This window comes from Bacillus sp. GM2, from assembly GCF_056155945.1.
Window position 1 is genome coordinate 853678 of the sequence record NZ_JBRKSZ010000007.1, and the last position, 21646, is coordinate 875323.

Here is a 21646-nt window from a genome sequence, read left to right on the forward strand (position 1 = left end):
GGTCAAAAACCCCCCCTTTCTGCTTGTTAAAATGTTTCATATAATAAACATAAATGATATGAATGAAGTGCAGAGGAAATGTAGTTTTCATTAGACTTTAGGAAACAAAACAGCCGCTAAAAAAGATGAGGATCATACATGGCAACTGATCTTTTCATGCTGATGTAGCCGTTTATGGAGAGCATTAAAACAAATGAAATTGATTTGAAATGATTAGATGAAGTTAAAGAGCATGATAATGGAGTTAAAGTAATGAATTTAATTTAAGAAGGAAGTGAAAGCATGGATCTTGAAACGGTTATGAAGGAACTGGAAGCGTTGGGTACGGAAAACATGAAAAAAAGATACATAACGAATGGTGCACACGAACCGCTTTTTGGCGTGGCGACAGGCAAGATGAAGCCGCTCGCAAAGAAAATCAAGAAAAATCAGCCTTTGGCGGAGCAGCTTTACGCTACCGGGAACTACGATGCCATGTATTTTGCCGGCATTATTGCTGACCCAATCATAATGACTGAAGCTGATTTTGAGCGCTGGATCGATGCTGCGTATTTTTATATGCTTTCTGATTATGTTGTTGCCGTAACTTTGGCAGAAACCGATTTTGCGCAAGCTGTCGCAGATAAATGGATTTCAAGCGGGGAAGAACTCAGAATGTCGGCAGGCTGGAGCTGTTACTGCTGGCTTTTAGGTAATCGATCGGACGATGAATTTAATGTGACCAAAATTGCCGGTATGCTTGATCAGGTGGAACATGCGATTCACGATTCTCCGGATCGAACAAAATCGGCTATGAATAACTTTATCTACACAGTCGGGATTTCATATTTGCCGCTCCATGAAAAGGCGGTTGAAACCGCAAAAGCAGTAGGCCCGGTCGAACTTCGGCGGGACAAGAAAAAAAGCAGTATCCTGAACGCTTCCAAAAATATTCAAATGGATGTTGAGAGAGGCCGCCTTGGTTTCAAACGGAAATATGTAAGATGTTAGCACAGTCTGCAGTGAAATTTCTAAAAATAACTAGGGAGCGGAGCATGGAAAATAACGTTTTTGAACAGATGGCAAAACGATATGATACAGAAGAAAGAATTGAATTAGCAAAAGTGATCGTGAATGAAGTAAGACAAGAATTGAGAAATAGTCAATCAAAATCTTTAATCGACTATGGGAGCGGTACTGGTCTCATTAGTTTAGAATTATCAGATTTAGTACATTCTATTTTGTTGGTCGATTCGTCAAAACAAATGCTGGAGGTGGCGAAAGCTAAAATTTCTCGCAAAGGAATCGCCAACGCAAAAGTGCTTTATTCAGATTTTACCCAAGAAACTCCTGAACTGAAGGCAGACATCGTTTTAATGTCACTAGTCCTTCTTCATATTCCGGATACGAATAAAATTTTACAAGAATTGTTCGGTGTTTTAAATAATGGCGGAAAGCTCATGATTATTGATTTTGACAAAAACGATAAAATTCAACATCCGAAAGTTCACAGCGGTTTTTCGCACGGAGAATTGAAAAAAAGATTATCCGATGTTGGATTTAAATCAACTGAAATGAAAACATTCTATCACGGCCATCGTATTTTTATGAATCAAGAGGCTCCAATGTTTATATCCAGCAGCATAAAGTGATTTCTTGTTTTTGAAATGAAATAGCGGAAGCCGGAAAACGATCCGGCTTTTTCTGCTTCACTTCCCTTCTCCACAAGGTAAAACACATGAAACATCTTCATCAGCGCTCGGGTCCGCGACAGAAGCTTAAAATTTGATTTATCCTCAGCAGTTCAGTATATTATACACATAGGGGTATATGTATTGTGCGGGAGATAGGCTGTTTTGTACAAAAAGTCGTCACAGGCTGGATTCTTAACGAATATGACAGAAATGCAGGACAGTTCATATCCGCATAGTAACGGTTTCGCGAAACTGTTGATAAAAATGATATGCTATCATCATAAGAAAATGGGAGGTTATCTGATGGAATACGATGATCAATTAAAAAATAGGATCAAACGAGTGGAGGGTCAAGTTCGAGGGATATTAAAAATGATGGATGAAGGAAAAGAGTGTAAAGAGCTCGTAAGCCAAATGTCAGCGGTTCGTTCCGCATTAGATCGCGCCATTGGTGTTGTTGTAAGCAGCAACTTGGAGAAATGCGTTCGCCTTCAAATCGAAAGAGGAGAAGATACCGAAGACCTCATTCAAGAAGCCGTTAATTTATTGGTTAAAAGCAGATAGTGTTAAGATGGCTGTTGATAATACAGCCTCTGTATACCCTTAGTTAAAAGAAAACCCCTTAAGGGTATAAAGAGCTGAAACTTATATTTTTTTATTTTTTATATACCCATACGGGTATTAGTATATGGAAATAGGAGAGTTGATCTATGTCAGACCAAAAAGAAAAAACGACCATTGTTTTATTTAGCGGTGACTTAGATAAGGCGATTGCCGCTTTTATTATTGCTAATGGAGCCGCTGCTTATGATCATGAGGTAACAATTTTTCATACATTTTGGGGGCTTAACGCTTTAAGAAAGGATGAACCGGTGCCGGTAAAGAAAGGGCCGCTTGAAAAAGCATTCGGCTTTATGATGCCCCGGGGTTCAAAGAAATTCGGATTATCTAAAATGAATTTTGCCGGTATCGGGCCTAAAATGATCAAACATGTCATGAAAAAGCACGGCGTGCTGTCTCTGCCTCAGCTGATTGAAATGGCGCAAGAACAAGGAGTTAAGCTTGTTGCCTGTACAATGACAATGGACTTGTTAGGCTTGCAAAAAGAAGAACTTATCGACGGTATTGATTATGCAGGAGTTGCCGCATATCTCGGGGATGCCAACGAAGCAAAAGTGAATTTATTTATATAACGGTCTCCAAATTAAACGGTGCTTTAAGGAATAGGGTTGCCGGAGCGATCAAATGGAACTTTGATACTGAAAATGAGTATGGAGGGATGATTGATGAACATCAAATCTGACCGCGTGTTAGATGCGAAGGGGCTTGCTTGTCCAATGCCCGTTGTAAAAACGAAAAAGGCCATGAATGAGTTAGAACCGGGGCAGGTAATGGAAGTGCATGCTACTGATAAAGGGTCTCTTGCTGATATACAGGCATGGGCAAAGGGAAGCGGCCACCAGTATCTCGGGACGACAGAAGACGGAAATATATTAAAGCATTTTCTTCGTAAAGCAGGTCACTCGGAAATAAAGAAAGAAAAAACGTTTCCTTATGTGATTCAAAATGAAGAGCTTCAAAAAAAGGTAGAGGCGGGAGAACGGATAACAGTCGTTGATGTTCGGGAACCTGCAGAATACCGTTTCGGCCATATTCCAGGAGCGATTTCAATCCCATTAGGTGAACTTGAAAAAAGAGCAAAGGAACTGAATAGAGAAGAGAAAATTTACGTTGTTTGCCGTACAGGTAATAGAAGCGATCTGGCAGCTAACGGCTTTAAAGACGTTGAAAATGTGGCGCGGGGAATGGAGGAGTGGTCAGGGCCTATTGAAAAATGATCAATAAATTGAACGGCTGCAAAAGTTGCGACCATTGCAACATGTGCCAATGAGATTCTAACATTCTAAGGAGGTTTAGAAGTGGACTTTACAATCATTTCACCAAAAGAAGTAACCGAAAAATTATTAGGAAAAGAATCGTTTTTTATTTTAGACGTACGAAATAAAGATGCCTTTAGTGATTGGAAAATCGAGGGCAGCCGGGTTGAACATTTAAATGTTCCGTATTTTGATTTAATTGATGGTGTAGATAAAATTGCAGGCCAAGTTCCCAAAGATCAAGATGTTCTGGTGGTTTGTGCCAAACAAGGGTCTTCGGAGATGGTTGCACAGCATTTAGTGGATGCCGGTTTTGAAAGAGTTTTTGCACTTGAAGGCGGCATGAAAGCGTGGAGCGAATTTTTACATCCGGTAAAAATCTGAAACTTGAAAGAAGGGGGCTCGATCTATCAATTCGTAAGAATGGGGAAAGGCTGTTTATCCTATTTTATTGAGACTGACGGAGAAGCAATTGTAGTTGACCCTGCTCGTACTGTAGACGCATATATAGATTTTGCAAAAGAGAGAAACGTTACGATTAAACATGTGGTCGATACACATTTACATGCGGATCATATTTCTGGCGCACGTTTACTTCGTGAGCGTACAGGAGCCTCATACTACCTGCCGCCAAAAGATGCTGAGGAAGTGCAATTTTCGCATGAACCGTTAATTGAAGGTCATGATGTTTCGATAGGAAACACAAGCATGAAAGTGGAGCCTATCTACTCACCGGGCCATACGATTGGAAGCACATCTTTAATTGTTGATAATCACTATTTGTTAACAGGAGATATTTTATTTGTTGAATCAATCGGCCGGCCAGACTTGGCTGGAAAAGCCGGGGACTGGGCAGAGGATTTACGTAACACATTGCATGAAAAATACAAACAAATATCAGGTGACTTGATTGTGCTTCCAGCTCATTTTTCGTCAGTCAGTGAATTAGGCGATCAAGGGCAGGTTCAAGCTAAGCTGAGTGATGTATATAAAAAGAATGCCGGTTTAAATCTGGATGAAAATGAATTCAGAAGTGCTGTATCAGAAAACCTGCCGCCACAGCCAAATGCCTATCAGGAAATCCGTCAAACCAACATGGGCAAAATAACGCCGGATGCTGACAGGCAAAGTGAGATGGAAATTGGACCAAACCGTTGCGCGGTTCATGGATGAGTATAGATTTGAAGATAGGGAGAGATAAAACATGAAATCAGATAAAGTGATAGATGTTAAAGGATTCGCGTGCCCGATGCCAATTGTGAAAACAAAAAAAGCTATGGATGAATTGCAATCCGGAGAAGTGTTAGAAGTACACGCCACTGATAAAGGGGCAAAAAGTGATCTGACAGCATGGGCGAAGTCAGGCGGCCATGAATTGCTTAAAGGTACTGAGGAAGATGGTGTACTAAAGTTTTGGCTTAAAAAAGGTTAAGGTGATAAAAAGGGGGGACTATTCCCCTTTTTATTGAAGGAAAGGAGGAAAGTCGGTGGACATCTCTTTTATTCTTCTCATATTTTTCATCGGATTTGTTGGTTCTTTTATGTCCGGAATGCTTGGTGTCGGCGGGGCAATTCTTAATTACCCTTTATTATTATATATTCCTGTGTTATTTGGGTTTACAGGCTTTAATGCTCACCAGGTTTCAGGTATTGTCGCAGTCCAGGTTTTTGTTGCAACATTTTCCGGTGTATGGGCTTACCGGAAAGGCGGTTACTTAAATAAAGAACTTATCACCGTTATGGGATTAAGTATTCTGATCGGAAGTCTAGTCGGTGGTTATGGGTCACATTTTTTCTCCGAAGATTTCATAAACTTGGTTTACGGAATATTGGCGATAATCGCCGCAGTCATGATGCTTATTCCAAAGACAGGAACAGAAGGTAATCACAGTGATCACGTTCGCTTTCCGAAGATATTAACCTCAGTAATTACTTTTGCAGTCGGCTTGGCTTCAGGCATTGTCGGTGCCGGCGGCGCTTTTCTGCTTGTTCCGCTAATGTTAGTCGTTTTAAAAATACCTACACGAATCACAATCGCAACATCGCTCGCAGTTACATTTATTTCATCGATTGGAACAACAGCTACAAAGCTCATCATTGGACATGTTCCTATTATGCCGGCTTTGATTATAATAGCTGCCAGCCTAATGGCATCCCCGCTAGGTGTTTTAATTGGCAAGAAGATGAAGGCTAAAGTTCTTCAAGGTATTCTGATATTCGTTATTTTGATTACAACTGTGAAAATCTGGTTTGATATCTTACATTAATGTTTAAAGTTTTCTATATTTTCTGTTTTGAAGGAGGGATTGGATGAAAGAGATTACAGAGCTGACTTCAATGGCGGCAATTGAGAAGTTTATAACCGGTCATAAATTAAGTTTTATATATATATCAAGGCCTCAATGCACAGTATGTCACGCTGTTCTGCCGCAGCTTAGAGTACTGTTGACTCGCTTTCCAAAGATTAAATTAGGGCATATCAACGCTGATATAGTGGAGGAGGTTGCCGGCAGGTTTTCAGTCTTCACAATTCCTGTGCTTCTTTTGTTTATTGAGGGAACCGAATGTCTAAGAGAAGCGCGTTTTGTTCATTTTGAGCAGCTTGAACAGAAGTTAAAAAGAGTCTATCAGTTGTACGAGGAATAGATAGCTAAAGGGAGGGGCCATGATGTGTCAAAACCCGACTTTTTTTGAACGGTATAAAGAAGAAGGAAAGTCAATGGAAAGCGGCTATTTAAGGCAGATCTTCGACCATTTGCAGGATGGAATCATCATGATGGATCAGGAACGCAGAATTCTGGTGATGAATCCGTCCGCAGAGAAGATGACGGGATGGAAATTAGGTGACAAGGTTCCGTACTGTTCCTACTGCCAAACGAGAAAATTGGAAGCGGGAGAAGAGCGTTGTTATTTGCTGGCCAAGCGGGAAGTTCCTTATTTTCTTTCCTCGATGCCCACATATGAGGGACGATTCGTTGACATGGAGATGAGTACGGCTGTCATTTCTGAAAACGGCGATCAAATGGAAGTTCTTTTGGTCCTGAAAGATTTAACGATAAAGAAAAAGGAAGAGGAAGCGCGGATCTCCAAGCTGGTTCTGCAAAAAACGCTAGAAACTCAGGAAAACGAACACAAGCGGCTGGCCCAGGAACTGCACGATGGCGTAGGACAATCGCTTTATTCGGTATCAGTAGGTATTCAAGCGATTCAATCGCGCATGGAGCAGGAAGAAACATTTAGAGAGTACATGCAGGAAATCATCGATGAACTGGAAAAAGCGATCCAAGACGTCAAGCTCTACTCTCTTCAGCTGCGGCCGCACAGTCTCGATCAGCTGGGGCTGATTCCTGCTGTCAAGCACCTTGTGTCCAGCTTAAACAAGACTCATCAGGATGTTTCTATTACGTTTGCCTCAAGCAATGTCAGCATTCGCTTGCTGCCGGTTTTGGAAATCAATTTATACCGCATCATTCAGGAGGCGCTGCATAATGCCCTGAAATATTCGCAGGCGACACATATTAAGGTCATATTGTACAAAGAAGATGGCGAGCTTATTTTGATGATTCAGGACAATGGCATTGGTTTTGATCGCGGGCTGACAGAGGAAGGCTTGGGATTCAAACATATGGAAGAAAGAGTCAATCAGATGGAAGGAAGCCTTCGAATTCACTCCGCACTTCAGAAAGGAACGACAATTAAAGTGAAAGTACAGGACAAGGAGGGGAGGGGGAGTGATCAAGGTATTGCTGGTCGATGACCACATGATGATCCGCAAGGGCATCCGTGTGCTTTTGGAAGGTTTTTCTGAAATCGAAATTGCGGGAGAAAGCAACAATGGCAACGAAGCCGTTTTTAAGGCCGGACAGTTGAAACCGGATGTCGTGCTGATGGATTTGTCGATGCCAAACGGGTTGGACGGATTCACAGCGAGCACTGCGATCCGAAAGATGAACCCTTCTGTTAAAATCGTGATTTTGACAATGCATGATGAAGAAATTTTTATCCAAAAAGCGATAGAGGCGGGGGCCCATGGATACGTCTTGAAAAACAGTCATTATCAGTTGCTTTATCAGGCGATTGTCGAAGTGTACAGGGGAAATCTCTATTATAAGACATCTGTATCGCAGGACATCATTGATCAATGGCTGAATTCAGAGTCCCAAAAGCCGCCTTCTGTTTTAACTGTTCGCGAAAAGGAGATTCTCAGATTCATTGTGCTGGGTTATGCCAATAAGGAGATTGCCGATAAACTCTCAATCAGCGTCAAAACCGTCGAAAATCATAAAACAAATATGATGCAGAAATTAAAACTGGACTCGAAACACGAATTAATCCAATATGCGATCAAAAACAAATATCTCGATCTGACGTTCTAACATACTGCCCCTTAACCTTGTCAGCTTGGGAAGACGGTGCTCAAATAAAAGTAGGGGAGTTCCCCTATACAAAAAAAGGAAGATGGATGGTAACTTAAAAAACGAGAGACACATCTTTAAGACAAACAGCAACTTTCTATAAACATAAGGGGGTTGACCATGGCAAGACAGGCTCGTTATTCCATTGTCATTGTTGGAGGTGGGACTGCTGGCATCTCTGTCGCCGCCCGTCTCGTTCGGGCTTCTAAAACACTCAAAGGACAAATTGCCATCATTGACCCGCAAACAAAGCACTATTACCAGCCTTTGTGGACATTAGTTGGAGGCGGCGCAGCGAAGAAGGAAGAGTCTGAGCGCGATTTAGCTTCCCTGATTCCTGGCGGGGTCGACTTGATCGGCGATGCTGTAACTGAGTTTCGCCCGAATCAGAACACACTTCTTACAAAACAAGGAACGATCGTTTCCTACGATTATCTCGTGGCGGCAGCCGGTTTGCAAATCGATTGGGACGGGGTCAAAGGTTTGAAAGATGCGGTTGGAAAAAACGGGGTTTGCAGCAACTATTCATATCATACGGTAGACAGCACTTGGGAAAACATCCGCAATTTTAAAGGCGGAACCGCCATTTTCACTCATCCTGATTCTCCCGTGAAGTGCGGGGGAGCTCCACAGAAAATTATGTACTTAGCAGATGACTATTTTCGCAAGTCAAATGTTCGCCATCAGTCGGACATTATTTTCGCATCGGCGAAATCGATCATTTTTGATGTCCCCAAATATGCAAATGCGCTCGAAAAAGTCGTCAGGCGCAAGGATATCCACACGATGTACAAGAGAAATCTAATCGAAATTCAGCCTGATTCAAAAGAAGCCTTGTTCGAAAACTTGGAGACGGGAGAGCAGGAAGTATTAGCATATGATCTTCTTCATGTGACGCCGCCGATGAAAGCACCTCTCTTCATCAAAGAAAGCGCATTGGCGGATGCCGGCGGCTGGGTCGATGTTGATCCGTACACGCTGCAGCACAAAAAGTTTGCCAATGTTTTCGGAATTGGTGACTGTGCCAACCTGCCGACGTCCAAAACGGGAGCTGCAGTTCGTAAACAGGCTCCGGTTGTGGTGCGAAATCTGATGTCCTTGATCAAAGGATCTTCATTAGAAGCAAAGTACGATGGATATACCTCGTGCCCCTTGGTTACAGGATACAACAAACTCGTGCTGGCTGAGTTTGACTATCACAAGGTGCCGCAAGAAACGTTTCCATTTGATCAGTCCAAGGAACGATTCAGCATGTACCTGTTAAAAAGAAGATTGCTTCCCATCATGTATTGGAATGGCATGTTAAAAGGACTGATGTAAGAGGCAAGACAAAGCATGATGCGAACTCAAAAGGACATATTCCGTTAAATGTTTCAAGAGGAGGAATACAACATGTTATTGCGCTATTTTTACGATGAAAAGCTGGCCCATGCATCCTATCTGGTTGGCTGCCAAAAAACAGGAGAGGCAATTGTCATTGATCCCGGCCGCAATCTAAAACCATATTTACAAGCAGCCGAAGATGAAGGGCTAAACATCACAGCGGCCGCAGAAACCCATATCCACGCCGACTTTGTTTCCGGCGCTCGCGAACTCGGCGCTACACATCAAGCGAAGCTGTATCTTTCCGATGAAGGGGACGCAGATTGGAAATACCAATATGTCGATGAATTGAAACATCAACTTGTGAAAGACGGCGATCGCTTTTCCATCGGAAACCTGATGTTTGAGGTTATGCATACTCCCGGCCATACCCCGGAAAGCATTTCCTTTCTGTTGACGGACGGCGGAGGAAATGCGGATCGTCCAATCGGCATCTTTACAGGAGATTTCGTCTTTGTGGGCGACATTGGCAGACCCGATTTGCTCGAAAAAGCGGCGGGGATCAAAGGAACGTCACAATCGGGGGCAAGAGAGATGTTCAAGTCCCTTGGAAAGTTTAAACAACTCCCGGATTACTTGCAGGTTTGGCCGGCTCATGGCGCAGGCAGCGCTTGCGGCAAGGCATTGGGAGCCATTCCAACTACGACTGTCGGTTACGAAAAGATGTTTAACTGGGCAATGGCATACACCGATGAAGAAACATTCGTTAAAGCCTTGCTTGACGGGCAACCAGAACCGCCAAAGTATTTCGCTGTGATGAAACGAGTAAATAAAGAAGGCCCTGCATTGCTTAAAGATCTTTCTGCTGTTCCAGAGATTACATCGATTGAACAAGTGAAAGATTTGCAGGGAAAAGAGCAAATTGTGGATACCCGCACTTCCCGAGAATTTGCTGAAGGGCATATCAAAGGCACAATCAACATTCCATTCAACAAGGCGTTTACGAACTGGGCAGGCTGGCTCATCGACTACACTCGTCCTGTGTACTTCATAACGAATCCGGCAGAAGTGAACGAACTCCTGGAAGCGCTGCGCTCTGTGGGCATTGACAATGCGGCAGGGTTTATGGATCGGGACAAAATCCTGGCAAGCGGTGCTTTTTCACTTGAATCGTACGCGGAGATCACGCCACCTGAGATCGCAAAATTAGTGGATGACGGATTCGTGCACGTGCTTGATGTTCGCAATCTGACTGAATGGCAGGAAGGTCATATTCCAAATTCGCAACACATCATGCTGGGAACGCTCCCAGAACGGCTCGATGAAATTAGAAGAGACTGTCCGATTCTTGTGCAATGCCATTCCGGAGCCCGATCTGCCATCGGGGCCAGCATCCTGCAAGCTAACGGCGGTTTCAAACAAGTATTGAGTTTGAGCGGCGGCATTGTCCAATGGCAGAAAGACGGTCTTGCCATTACAATCCCTTGCAGCGGATTGTAATGAAAGAAAATGTCTGCTCAAGCGCATGGAATAAAGAGTCAAGAGGCCGATATTGTCTTACTCCCGGCCTCTGACTGATATTATTTCCGCTTTTCCTTCTCCGTCTGATCACACTTCTGAAACATCTTTCGCAGCGCCCGCTTTTTCGCGTTTTCTCTTCCTTCGAATCAAGGCCGAAACGGCCGACGATGACTTTTTTCCGTCCAAGATGTCGATACATTCCCGTGGCATACAAAAAGCGATTTATTGACTTTAGGAAATCGATATTGACAAAAGTATTGTGTAAAATAACCCCTTTTTATAAAATGTAAAGTAATTATTTGGATATTCAAGGGGGAGAGAAGTGTGAAAAAGAAAATGTATTTTTTAATAGTACTGCTTTTTGCAGGTGGTTCTTTTGTGACTCCATATGACTTTGTCTCGGCTGAAGGGTTTGTAGAACATAAAACTGCCATTGACGATCTATATTACTCAGGGAAAAAGACAAGGGAAATTGTAAAAGATGGGCAGATGCATTTTACGCTGGAAACAACATACCATGAAAATGGAATCGTTGAAGCCATCGTTACGGAAAATAAACATACGACTCATATTCAATATAACCCTGCAACGGGCATGACCTTATTAAACGGTGTAACATTAGAAACAAAGAAAGAATTTGAAATGGGTTTGTCAGCGTACAAAGAAGTATACATGGGGACTGTAACAAATAATGTTCCGGCAGGCACTTTGGTTGGAGCGGCAATTTCTTTGACAAGTATATGGACCAGGGTTCCTGCGAGCAGAGTAAAACAAACAGTTTTAACCCTAACTTCATTGGCTGTAGGAGAGACACTTGATAAATTAATAAAGGTGAAAATCAAGCAATACAGAACTTCGAAGCCTGTCAAAGATGGAAGCATGTGTTACAAACAATATAAATATAAGCATAAGTCCACATGGTATTATAAGAAAAAACAAAGCAAACAACAAAGCTCAAGCTGGTTTTTACAAAGTAAGCCCTGTTAAGGAGCGGGAAAATGAGCAAATGTCCGGTATGCAGGAAACCGTTTACTTTTAGAGAAAAATCTAAACTTATTAGAACAAAGAGGCCAACTTGTCCCAGATGTAAAAGTCCGCTAAAGGAAACAACAGCTTCAAAATTGCTTTTTAGTTTGATTTTTATTTTGCCAATACTTTATTTTATGTCTTTTTGGAGCGGATGGGATTCACTATTAAAGTGGTTTTCTCTTTTTATTTGGATTGTGTTTTGTTTATTGATTTTGCAACCTGTACTTTATCGTTATGATAAGATAAAAAAGCTAAAGGACTGAATTGAACAAGTATTTAGTCCTTTAGCCTGTCAGGGAACTATGAATGTGCAAAAAATCCTCAGCGTATTCTTTTTTCATGTAAGAGTGCAGGTTTATCTCATCCTGAGTCTCTTCACTGAATATCACACTTCCTCTTCACCCATTTCTCAGATTCGGAATCATAGCTCCGCAAGATCCTGAGCTCCTTCTTCAAATCAAGGTCGAAACGGCCGAAGATGACTTCCTTTTTTCTGACATCCAAGGTGTCGATATATCTTTTGGCTTTGGTACCAATTAAGGCGGTAAAAGATGACATACACCATTTACTTGAAGCAAGTCATTACATACCTAGATTTATGGCCTTTTCGTTGGCGATAAGTAACAACTAAAACTTAACGTCTACTCATACCCGACTTACAAATTCCATATCTTCCGCTTAAAATGCAGCTATTCATGCCATTATATACACTCTATTGACTGTGAAATTGCTATAATGTGGTTAATTCTCATTCGCGTTTTGATGATCAAAAGAACCATGAACCCATCATGAATCACTACATAAAGAAACAGAAGATGGAGTCAAAGCAATGAGACGATATATCATGTCAATTTAACACGCACGAGTACACCATACCCGGATATTTGGTGGATTCTTTAATCATCTTCTGGCAGATACTCACCCCTTTCATAATCATTTTTAAAGCTGCGTAACAAATCATAAATCTATAGTGACTATAGGATCAATTCTTTTGTGCCTGCTTAACGAGCAATCGTTATGAGACAGGAACGATCATTTCTTGGTGGATATGTTGAACAAAGAACGAAAAAAGAAGTTCGTCTTAAACAGGCTTTTCTCAAGATCGTTCAGTTAAGGTCATCTTAGAGCTAACAAAGAAGAAAGGATGAGATTGATGAAGGAATATTTTTCAATTGGGGAAACAGCCCGTCTTAATAACATTTCAATTCAAACATTGCGCTATTATGATAAGATCGGAATTTTTAAGCCTCAATGTACAGACCGGGATAATGGCTATCGATATTACCATGTTAAACAGTTTTTTTATTTAGATATTATAAAATATCTCAAATCTATTAAAACACCTTTGGGAGAAATTAAGCGCATGATTTCACATACATCTACCCCTGAACGGATGCAAGCTTTTCTTGAGGAGCAAGAAAGCGTGATTGAGCGTGAGATGGAAAGCCTCGAACGTGCCAGGCAATTGCTTCAAAGAAGAAAGAACCAGCTTAATGAACAATTGGAGATACGCACTAAAAAAGAAGAAGGTCTAGTTTATGTTCGACATATAGGAGGCCAAACCATTTTAAAAGCAGCGGCACCTCAAGTGAATCCTCATGACCAATCAGATTTGTATTACCGAAAATTGGCTGAAGTTCTTGAAGAAAGAGGGGATATCGTTGATAACTATTATGGACTTATTTATGATTTAAAGCCCTATAAAGATTCCGGTGACATTTATTGCAACAGCGTTTATACGACGATTTATGACGAAGTAAAGATAGATACAGGAGAACAAAACATGAAGATAGATACAATCCCATCCGGCGAATATGTATGTATTTCATTTGATTGCACGGCAACAAATTATTTTTACTACTATCAAAAACTGTACCATTTTATTGAATCACATGGCATTCAAACGGATGGAAAAGTATATCAAGTTTCTTTTCCAAACAGCTATAACTCTTTAAAAGAAGAAGACTTCCTCACAGAATTTAGAGTGCGGAAAAAATAAAAACCCCTTGACCCTATAGTTGCTATAGGGTTTATGATTTATGCATCGTTCTGATTAATATTTGAAAGGAAGGATGTATAAGATGGCAGAATATAAGACGCTTCGGTTACTCATGCCGCAAAGCCTGCTGGAAGCCCATTTATTAAATTCTAAACGAATGGTTCATTTGAAGAAGTACCTGGCGATTTAGATGTGTGCCTCTCAAATTTAAATAAAAAATGAATCTAAAACAAAAGGAGCGATGAAGATGAGAGCACCGATAGATGAACCCATTTGGTACGCCTACCCTGGAATGGTAGCTGTCGTTACGGCTCAATATGAAGGTGAAAAAAACGCAATGGCTTCCGGGTGGCATACGTATATTGGATCTTCTCCCGGAATGTATGGGATATCGATAAATAAAGAGACATATACTTACAAATTGATTGAGAAAAGCGGCGTTTTCGGTGTGAATTTTCTTCCGGGGAGATGTTCGGAACTCATTCAAGCATTAGGCACCCATAGCGGCAGAGATTTAAATAAGTTTGAAGCATTTCATATTCAATACGAAGAAGGACTAAAAGCTGAGATACCGATTTTAACTGATGCGTATTTTGCTTATGAGTGTAAAGTACACAGTATTTCCACTTTGGGCGATCAAGAGTGGATTGCGGGAGAAGTTTTACAGAGATATCAAGATAAAGAGCTTTTCTTAAAAAATGGTATGCCGAATTTAGAAAAATTGGATGTTCCGCTTCATATTGGAGGGTCCAGCTATCGAATATTAAATAGTCAAGCAGAGGAGCGTCAACACGTTTTTTATCCCAAAACTGATTGAAACATTCAGGCTCCTCCGCATTCCGCAAAGCTACTTTAAGAAAGCTTTGCGGTCTTTTTTTATAAAAAAGAGGATCATGTCACTCGTTATTTCTCTTTTATTAACGCTTTTGGGAGGAACAGTCCTTAGCTTTGGAGGAGACATAGAATTTTTTTATCACACCTGCTTCTTCTTCCCCCGGTAAAACCATGAAACATCCTCATCAGCACCCGTTTCTCGGGCCCGGGACATATAGCTCCGCGAAATCGCATTTTGGACTGCGTTTTTTCTTTTCTTTAAATCAAGCCCAGAAGCACCAGGCCGAAGGTAGCGATATTAGTCTTTATTGCTAAGCTTATAGATTTCGCGAGCCATTAATTCCAAAATATACATAACGGGGATTTGCGTAGTAATATTAGCATTTTCAAACCACTCTTCTGTCACGTAATACGCAATATTAATGTCGGATATTCTGGCAATTGTGGAGTGCTTATGATTTGTAATACTGATCACTTTACTTCCTTCTTGCTTGAGCTGATGAAGATGAGTAACTGTAGAATGGCCTTCACCTGAGACGGATAAAGCAATCGTTATGCTATTGCGGCGGAATTGGGAGTGCGTCGGAAAGTAAGGATCTTTAATATACATTGAAAATTTGCCTAAACATGAGAAATACCTTGCTCCATACTCGGCAAGAATACCTGAGCTTCCTACGCCGATAAAAATGACACTCTCCGCTTTGGCAATTAGAAGTGCGGCCTCCTCAATCTTTTCTTCTATGTCTCCTTTTAATGTTCTCTCAAAAAACTCGGCTACTGAATGTTGGGAACTCTTCAATACCGTCTTTTTATCTTTTTCTAACTGCATTTTAAGCTTCACTTTAAATTCCGAAAAACCCTCACAATTTAATTTTTTGCAGAAACGCAGAATGGAGGCTGTTGATACGTGGGTTTCATCTGCCAATTCGCGGATTCGCATATAGACGACTTTCTCGCCATTTTGACAAATGTAATTGTATAAAGAAGTTTCCAGTTCATTAAACGAAGCGATGATCTCGTGTGTAAACATGGATGCGGGACTCTCCTTCCCTTGACCCTTTCTGCTAACTCCATCTTAGCATACCTGCTTCATAAGAAACATAGTGTTACATATGTGCGACAAATGACTTCTTGTGTGATTAAAAACAACATGTTACCGGCTTATTTACCGGCTTGCTCATCTGCAGATACAATTTATCCATAAGTACTTTTGCTAAAATTACCCGGAGGTGTAAAGAGGATGACACAAGGTATTAAAATTGTCACGATTGGCGGGGGATCGAGTTATACTCCTGAATTAGTAGAAGGGTTTATCAAACGGTACGATGAATTGCCGGTTCGAGAGTTATGGCTGGTAGATATTGAAGCGGGAAAAGAAAAATTAGAAATCGTCGGAAACCTTGCGAAAAGAATGATTGAAAAAGCCGGTCTTCCAATTGAAATTCATTTAACGCTTGACAGGAGATCAGCTTTACACAATGCCGATTTTGTTACGACTCAGTTTCGCGTAGGGCTGCTTGATGCCCGTGCAAAGGATGAAAGAATACCTTTAAGTCATGGAGTTTTGGGCCAAGAAACAAACGGACCGGGCGGATTGTTTAAGGGGCTGCGTACCATTCCGGTTATATTGGATATTGTAAAAGATATGAAAGAACTATGTCCGGATGCCTGGTTAATCAACTTTACAAATCCTGCCGGCATGGTGACCGAAGCTGTCCTTCGCTACACTGACCATAAGAAAATTGTCGGCTTATGCAATGTTCCAATCGGAATTGAGATGGGGATCGCCAAGCTCTTGGATGTTGATCATTCACGGGTTCGCATTGATTTCGCCGGTCTCAATCATATGGTATATGGATTGGATGTATACGTCGACGGAGTCAGCGTAAAAGAGAAAGTGATGGAGCTGTTATCAGATCCCGAGAACAGCAGTTTTGTAAAAAACATCGAAGGGCAAGGCTGGGAGCCGGAATTTATCCGGGCATTAAATGTGTTAACTTGCCCATATCATATGTACTATTATAAGACAGATGAGATGCTCCAAAAAGAATTGGAAAACTTTAAAAAGGGAACAACGAGAGCTGAAGTCGTTCAGAAGCTTGAAGAGGAATTATTTGAGCTGTACAAAGACCCCGATCTGGCCGTTAAACCTCCCCAATTAGAGGAGCGCGGCGGAGCGTATTACAGCGATGCAGCCGTTCGTCTCATTTCGTCTATCTATAACGATAAACGTGATATTCAGCCGGTTAATACAATCAACAACGGAGCGATTGCAAGTATTCCGGATGACTCTGCGGTCGAAGTAAGCTGTGTGATTACAAAAGAAGGTCCAAGGCCAATCGTTCATGGTGATCTGCCAGTTGCAGTCCGGGGACTCGTCCAGCAAATCAAGTCATTTGAACGAGTAGGCGCCGAAGCCGCTGTAACAGGAAGCTATGATACAGCTTTGCTGGCGATGACGATCAATCCGCTTGTCCCTTCTGATAAAATCGGCAAAGCGATTTTAGATGAAATGCTCGAAGCGCATAAAGAGCATTTGCCAAGGTTTTTCAAAAAAATAGAAGCATAAGGGAGGAGCAGTTGGTTAAATTGGGCGTTCACTTTATGCTGATAAGGAGGAAAAAGTGAGCATAAAACTCATAGCGGTTGATATGGACGGAACGTTTTTGGACGATGAAATGAAATATAACAAAGATCGTTTTATGAAACAATATCGTGAATTAAAAGCACGGGGGATAAAATTTGTTGTTGCAAGCGGGAATCAATATGATCAGCTTAAATCCTTTTTTCCATCAATTGAAAATGAAATAGCTTTCGTTGCTGAGAACGGTGCTTATGTAATAGATTCGGGAAAAGAAATATTCTCAAGCGAAATGTCTAAAGAAACGATAAAAAAGGTTATCGATGTTTTAGAAGGATACGAATACACAAATCTAATTGTTTGCGGAAAAAAAGTGCTTATATACATGAAGATGTCCGCGACGATGCATATCATCATGCTCGTAAATATTATCATAAACTGCAAAAAGTGCCTCGTTTCGAAAATCTGAATGATAAAATATTCAAGTTCTCCACAAGCTTTTCCGCGGAAGATGTTTCAGGACTTTTACGCGACTTGAAAAAGTCAATCGGTTCTCTCGTTACTCCCGTATCAAGCGGACATGGCGACATCGATTTGATTATACCCGGCCTTCATAAAGCAAGCTGGATTAAAATCCTTCAAGAGCGGTGGGGGATTCGTGATGCTGAGTCAGCTGCATTTGGAGACAGCGGAAACGACCTGGAGATGATTTCCACTGTTCAGTATGGAATCGCAATGGAGAATGCCCAGAAAATGATTAAAGATGCTTCCCGATATATTACACAACAAATAACGAAGAGGGCGTCTTAAATGCAATAGACGCCATTCTTAAAAATGAAGAGCCTTTTATTTAACAATAATGGCTTATAGCTTCATAAGCTTTTTTTGCTGAAAAATAGATTCTTCAATAACTTAGCTGCATATTTCATTTGCTGAATTTTCAAATGATAGGGTTTCGTAACTGATCGTAAGTTTTGTTTTAATTGAGAGCTTAATGAAAGAAGCCGGGTTGTCAGTCCGGCTTCTGCGGCAACATTTCCCCTTCGCCTTCTTCCGCTTCTCCTTCTCCGCGCGGTAAAACTCATGAAACATCTTCATCAACGCCCGTTTCTCAGGTCCGCGACACATAGCTCCACGAAATCCCGAGCTGCGTTTTTTCTTTTTTTAGATGGAGGAAATGAATAGTCGATAAAAACAGAGTAAATATAGGTGATTGTAATAGTACATGTATCCACTCTATAGCATAGTTTAATAATGAATTTACTGTGATTGAAGGGAGGATTTAGTGATGTTTCATTGTAAAACAAATGTGATGCCGCCAATTGTGCATCCGACTAACTGTTGTGAAAATCATACTTTTTCAAAAACAATTGTCCCACATATTCATCCGCAGCATGTAACAAATGTGCATCACCAGCATTTCCAGCATGTGCATCAATATCCGCATTCTTATTCTAGTTACGATCCGGTTACACACTCTCACACTCATTGTGGTAAACCTTGTTGTAACTAGTGGGATTAAACAATGTCTGTATGGTTTACAGTGCATCTTCATATTTAGCACCCAAATGAAGGGTGCTTTTTGACTTGGATAGCTACTGATCACGGAAGGAATTGGTCTAAAGAAGCTATTTGCCGAAGGCATCCCAGTAACAATGTTTGGCGTTGCAGATATTCGTGAAGAGTACGAACGATTATTGGAAAACGGCGTGAAGTTTACGATGGAGCCGACAAAAATGGGCGAAGTCACAATAGCTGTCTTCGACGATACATGCGGCAACCATATTCAGATCATACAGAAGTAACGCAGCTTTAATGACTTGATTGGCAAATATTTAGTTCAGTGAAGTGATTTTTATCAAAAATTAAACAACTTTATGTTAACCCTGTCTTATTTTTAGGATGGGGTTATACATTTATTTCGTTTACTACTTGAGATTATCCGTTTTTGTAAGTGAAAGCTTGCCGTCGGTTATAAAAACCGGCCATATCAAACATTTGAAGTTTCTCATACTTAATGCCCGCCGTGTTCGTTAAATGTCAAACAACACAATCATATGTGTCCATTGGAGTTCCGATAGGAGAAAGATAATACGTTGACGAGCGACGCTTATACAGGGCTTGACAGCAAACAATTTCCAGAAGCAGGTGTCGGTATTCATATTATTGAAAACCTTGGTTCAAGCTTTGGGTCAGCTGTGATCGCAACCGTTGGCGCAACTGTCATGCAAGGATTGCAACCAACGATTGCGAATGGCTTAAAAGGTTATCATGCCGGGTTCTTAGTTTCTACAATAGTCATTTCCATAATCTTCATTCCAAGTCTATTTCTCACACATAAAAAAGTTCAATAAACAAATGGTCACAAGTGAAGCTGAAACGCTCCAAGCGCAATCAAATTGGCTGATTTATTCCATACGGAGAAACTTCAGCGAGCAGAAGACGCACCCGTTATCCAGCCAAATTAGCTCGTATAAAAAGAGGCCGGGTTTATATCATCCCGAGCCTCTTCATTGATTTCACTTCCCCTTCCCCTTCTTCCGCTTCTCCTTCTCAGCCGGATAAAACTCATGAAACATCTTCATCAGCGCGCGCTTTTCAATCCGCGACACATGCTCCGCGAGATCCCAAGCTCTTTCGCAATTTCGCGCTGTGTTTTTTCCTTCTTCAAATCAAGACCGAAGCGGCCGACGATGCCTTCTTTTTCTCTGCTGTCCAGGTGTCGATGTATTTTTTGACTTTTTCAAGCTCTGTGCCTGAGCTGGATGGTGTCGATGACGTCTTCGTTTTCCGATTTGAGGACATCGCTGAGGCTGATTTCGTTGCCACCCATAGGTTACCTGTTTGGAATTCAGGTGAAAAGTTCAGATAAAAGGAGTTTTACAATAGCTTGTTACATACCAAAAGCGATTTATTGACTTTAGGGAATTTATATTGACAAAAGTATTGCGTGAATAACTCCTTTTTATAAAATAAAAGGTAATGATTTGGATATTCAAGGGGGAGAGTAGCACTTTTTTTACAGGTGCTTGTTTTATGACTCCGTCAACAGGCATGACCTTATTAAACCGTGTAATATTAGAATCAAAGAAAGAATTTGAATGAGGCTTGTCAGCATACAAAGAAGTATACAAGGGGACTGTAACAAATAACGTTCCGGCAGGCACTTTGGTTGGAGCGGCAATTTCTTTGACAAGCATTTGGACCAGGGTTCCTGCGAGTAGAGTAAAACAAACAGTTTTGACTCTAACTTCATTAGTTGTAGGAGAGACACTTGATAAATTAATAAAGGTAAAAATCAAGCAATATAGAACTTCGAAGCCTGTCAAAGGTGGAAGCGTGTGTTACAAACGATATAAATATAAGCATAGGTCACTTGGTATTATAAAACAAACAAAGTAAACAACAAAGCTTAAGCTGGTTTTTACAAAGTAAGCCCTGTTAAAGAGAGAGAAAGTGAGCAAATGTCTGATATGCATGAAACCATTTACTTTTAGAGAAAAATATAAGCTTATTAGAACAAAGATGCCAACTTGCCACAGATATAAAAGTCCACTAAAGAAAACAACAGCTTCAAAATTGTTTTTTGGTTTGATTTTTATTTTGCCAATACTTTATTTTATGTCTTTATGGAGCGGATGGGATTCAATATTAAAGTGTTGAACAAGTACTCAGTCCTTTAACCTGCCAGGGAACTATGAATGTGCAAAAAATCCTAAGCGTATTCAAGAGGTCAGGGTCAGGTTTATGTCTCTCTGAGTCTCTTCGATGATGTTTTATGTATATTTAGTAATTTTATTTAACTTAGTAAAAAAAGACCGAAAATTCAGAATTATATTGACTGTTTATTCGATTTGGATAATAATGTTATTGGAGCCGCCATTAGGTAAAGAAATTTTAAGGAGGTAATTAGTTCATGTTAAAAGAAAAAGACTGTCAACAAACAAAAATAAATACCATATTAATTCAAGATCCTGCTCGTAATTGTGCTTATTATCTATCAAGCACTGCTTTAAACAAATATTTAACTGAGGGATGGACAAATCTTGAAGCAGGAACGGTTACATTTGTCCTTTCGAATGAAGGATTATTGCAAGAATTGACAGAGATAACTCCTGTTGATGAATCAAAGGAAATTAGTATTTTAATTCAAGATCCCGAAAACAATGTTGCTTATTATATCAATTCAGGGGAGCTAACAAAATATAAATGCGATCTTCCAGAATCTTGGGGAGATATACCTCAGGAAGCTCTAACTTTTATAGTTCCTAGAAATAATTTGATTGAAGAATTGCCAGGTGTAAGGCGAGGTCTTCTTCAAAACAATACCCCTAGACCTACGATGTAATCCAATAAAAAACTTAATGGTGGCTCATCTTAAACTCTAAGGAATA

Annotated in this window: 20 protein-coding genes and 5 pseudogenes; 22 read left to right on the forward strand and 3 right to left on the reverse strand. The window is 40.8% G+C overall.

Annotated features, from left to right (window positions below; all coding sequences use genetic code 11):
• The first annotated feature begins 282 nt into the window (after positions 1-282).
• The 16 genes and pseudogenes from ACVC9U_RS05295 (at position 283) to ACVC9U_RS05370 (ending at position 14654) form a co-directional block, all read left to right on the forward strand.
• On the forward strand, positions 283-990 hold the full coding sequence (locus tag ACVC9U_RS05295) for a DNA alkylation repair protein (protein ID WP_075752191.1): 708 nt from the start codon (positions 283-285) through the stop codon (positions 988-990).
• 44 nt (positions 991-1034) lie between these two features.
• Positions 1035-1631, forward strand: coding sequence for a class I SAM-dependent methyltransferase (locus ACVC9U_RS05300; RefSeq protein ID WP_441390208.1), 597 nt, complete (start codon positions 1035-1037; stop codon positions 1629-1631).
• A gap of 345 nt (positions 1632-1976) precedes the next feature.
• Entirely contained in the window at positions 1977-2237 is a 261-nt protein-coding gene (locus ACVC9U_RS05305; protein ID WP_009327831.1) for a metal-sensitive transcriptional regulator, read from the forward strand.
• Positions 2238-2383: 146 nt separating this feature from the next.
• Positions 2384-2866 carry a DsrE/DsrF/DrsH-like family protein gene (locus tag ACVC9U_RS05310; RefSeq protein WP_020452325.1) on the forward strand — a complete coding sequence of 161 codons (483 nt, stop codon included), beginning with the start codon at positions 2384-2386 and terminating at the stop codon, positions 2864-2866.
• Between the two features lie 93 nt (positions 2867-2959).
• On the forward strand, positions 2960-3511 hold the full coding sequence (locus ACVC9U_RS05315; RefSeq protein WP_441390211.1) for a sulfurtransferase TusA family protein: 552 nt from the start codon (positions 2960-2962) through the stop codon (positions 3509-3511).
• Between the two features lie 81 nt (positions 3512-3592).
• Positions 3593-4723, forward strand: a pseudogene (locus ACVC9U_RS05320) (MBL fold metallo-hydrolase).
• A gap of 31 nt (positions 4724-4754) precedes the next feature.
• On the forward strand, positions 4755-4982 hold the full coding sequence (locus ACVC9U_RS05325) for a sulfurtransferase TusA family protein (protein WP_043054408.1): 228 nt from the start codon (positions 4755-4757) through the stop codon (positions 4980-4982).
• 55 nt (positions 4983-5037) lie between these two features.
• Entirely contained in the window at positions 5038-5817 is a 780-nt protein-coding gene (locus tag ACVC9U_RS05330; RefSeq protein WP_048350331.1) for a sulfite exporter TauE/SafE family protein, read from the forward strand.
• A gap of 43 nt (positions 5818-5860) precedes the next feature.
• Positions 5861-6196 (forward strand): thioredoxin family protein, encoded by a 336-nt coding sequence (locus ACVC9U_RS05335; RefSeq protein WP_075752197.1) that lies wholly within the window; start codon positions 5861-5863, stop codon positions 6194-6196.
• Between the two features lie 19 nt (positions 6197-6215).
• Positions 6216-7307, forward strand: coding sequence for a PAS domain-containing sensor histidine kinase (locus tag ACVC9U_RS05340; protein WP_043054405.1), 1092 nt, complete (start codon positions 6216-6218; stop codon positions 7305-7307).
• Positions 7282-7926: a response regulator gene (locus tag ACVC9U_RS05345; RefSeq protein WP_075752199.1), complete on the forward strand. Its 645-nt coding sequence runs from the start codon at positions 7282-7284 to the stop codon at positions 7924-7926. Before ACVC9U_RS05340 ends, ACVC9U_RS05345 begins: the two co-directional genes overlap by 26 nt.
• Positions 7927-8085: 159 nt before the next feature.
• Positions 8086-9285 carry an NAD(P)/FAD-dependent oxidoreductase gene (locus ACVC9U_RS05350; protein ID WP_043054403.1) on the forward strand — a complete coding sequence of 400 codons (1200 nt, stop codon included), beginning with the start codon at positions 8086-8088 and terminating at the stop codon, positions 9283-9285.
• Between the two features lie 72 nt (positions 9286-9357).
• Positions 9358-10788, forward strand: coding sequence for an MBL fold metallo-hydrolase (locus ACVC9U_RS05355; protein WP_075752201.1), 1431 nt, complete (start codon positions 9358-9360; stop codon positions 10786-10788).
• 345 nt (positions 10789-11133) lie between these two features.
• Positions 11134-11796: a hypothetical protein gene (locus ACVC9U_RS05360; RefSeq protein ID WP_075752203.1), complete on the forward strand. Its 663-nt coding sequence runs from the start codon at positions 11134-11136 to the stop codon at positions 11794-11796.
• 1195 nt (positions 11797-12991) lie between these two features.
• Positions 12992-13837, forward strand: coding sequence for a MerR family transcriptional regulator (locus tag ACVC9U_RS05365; RefSeq protein WP_075752207.1), 846 nt, complete (start codon positions 12992-12994; stop codon positions 13835-13837).
• A gap of 247 nt (positions 13838-14084) precedes the next feature.
• Positions 14085-14654, forward strand: a complete 570-nt coding sequence (locus tag ACVC9U_RS05370; protein WP_025811105.1) for a flavin reductase family protein — start codon at positions 14085-14087, stop codon at positions 14652-14654.
• A gap of 315 nt (positions 14655-14969) precedes the next feature.
• On the opposite strand, the gene ACVC9U_RS05375 is transcribed toward ACVC9U_RS05370, so the two are convergent.
• Entirely contained in the window at positions 14970-15701 is a 732-nt protein-coding gene (locus ACVC9U_RS05375; RefSeq protein WP_048350351.1) for a MurR/RpiR family transcriptional regulator, read from the reverse strand.
• Positions 15702-15911: 210 nt separating this feature from the next.
• Between ACVC9U_RS05375 and ACVC9U_RS05380 the strand changes: the two genes are divergently transcribed.
• From ACVC9U_RS05380 to ACVC9U_RS05400, 5 genes and pseudogenes are all read left to right on the forward strand, one after another.
• A complete protein-coding gene (locus ACVC9U_RS05380; protein WP_020452298.1) occupies positions 15912-17240 on the forward strand; it encodes a 6-phospho-beta-glucosidase in 1329 nt (442 codons plus the stop codon).
• Positions 17241-17295: 55 nt separating this feature from the next.
• Positions 17296-18106: pseudogene (locus ACVC9U_RS05385) on the forward strand (Cof-type HAD-IIB family hydrolase).
• Between the two features lie 434 nt (positions 18107-18540).
• Positions 18541-18765 carry a spore coat protein CotD gene (gene cotD / locus ACVC9U_RS05390; RefSeq protein WP_075752209.1) on the forward strand — a complete coding sequence of 75 codons (225 nt, stop codon included), beginning with the start codon at positions 18541-18543 and terminating at the stop codon, positions 18763-18765.
• A gap of 109 nt (positions 18766-18874) precedes the next feature.
• A pseudogene (locus ACVC9U_RS05395) lies at positions 18875-19057 on the forward strand (VOC family protein); the annotation flags it as partial.
• Positions 19058-19348: 291 nt separating this feature from the next.
• Positions 19349-19606 (forward strand): annotated as a pseudogene (locus ACVC9U_RS05400) (MFS transporter); the annotation flags it as partial.
• A gap of 165 nt (positions 19607-19771) precedes the next feature.
• On the opposite strand, the pseudogene ACVC9U_RS05405 reads toward ACVC9U_RS05400, so the two are convergent.
• Both ACVC9U_RS05405 and ACVC9U_RS05410 read right to left on the reverse strand, forming a co-directional pair.
• Positions 19772-20079: pseudogene (locus tag ACVC9U_RS05405) on the reverse strand (sigma factor-like helix-turn-helix DNA-binding protein); the annotation flags it as partial.
• Positions 20080-20116: 37 nt separating this feature from the next.
• A complete protein-coding gene (locus tag ACVC9U_RS05410) occupies positions 20117-20452 on the reverse strand; it encodes a hypothetical protein (protein WP_178388305.1) in 336 nt (111 codons plus the stop codon).
• Between the two features lie 716 nt (positions 20453-21168).
• On the opposite strand from ACVC9U_RS05410, the gene ACVC9U_RS05415 reads away from it, so the two are divergent.
• Entirely contained in the window at positions 21169-21600 is a 432-nt protein-coding gene (locus ACVC9U_RS05415) for a hypothetical protein (RefSeq protein ID WP_075752211.1), read from the forward strand.
• Positions 21601-21646: the final 46 nt, after the last annotated feature.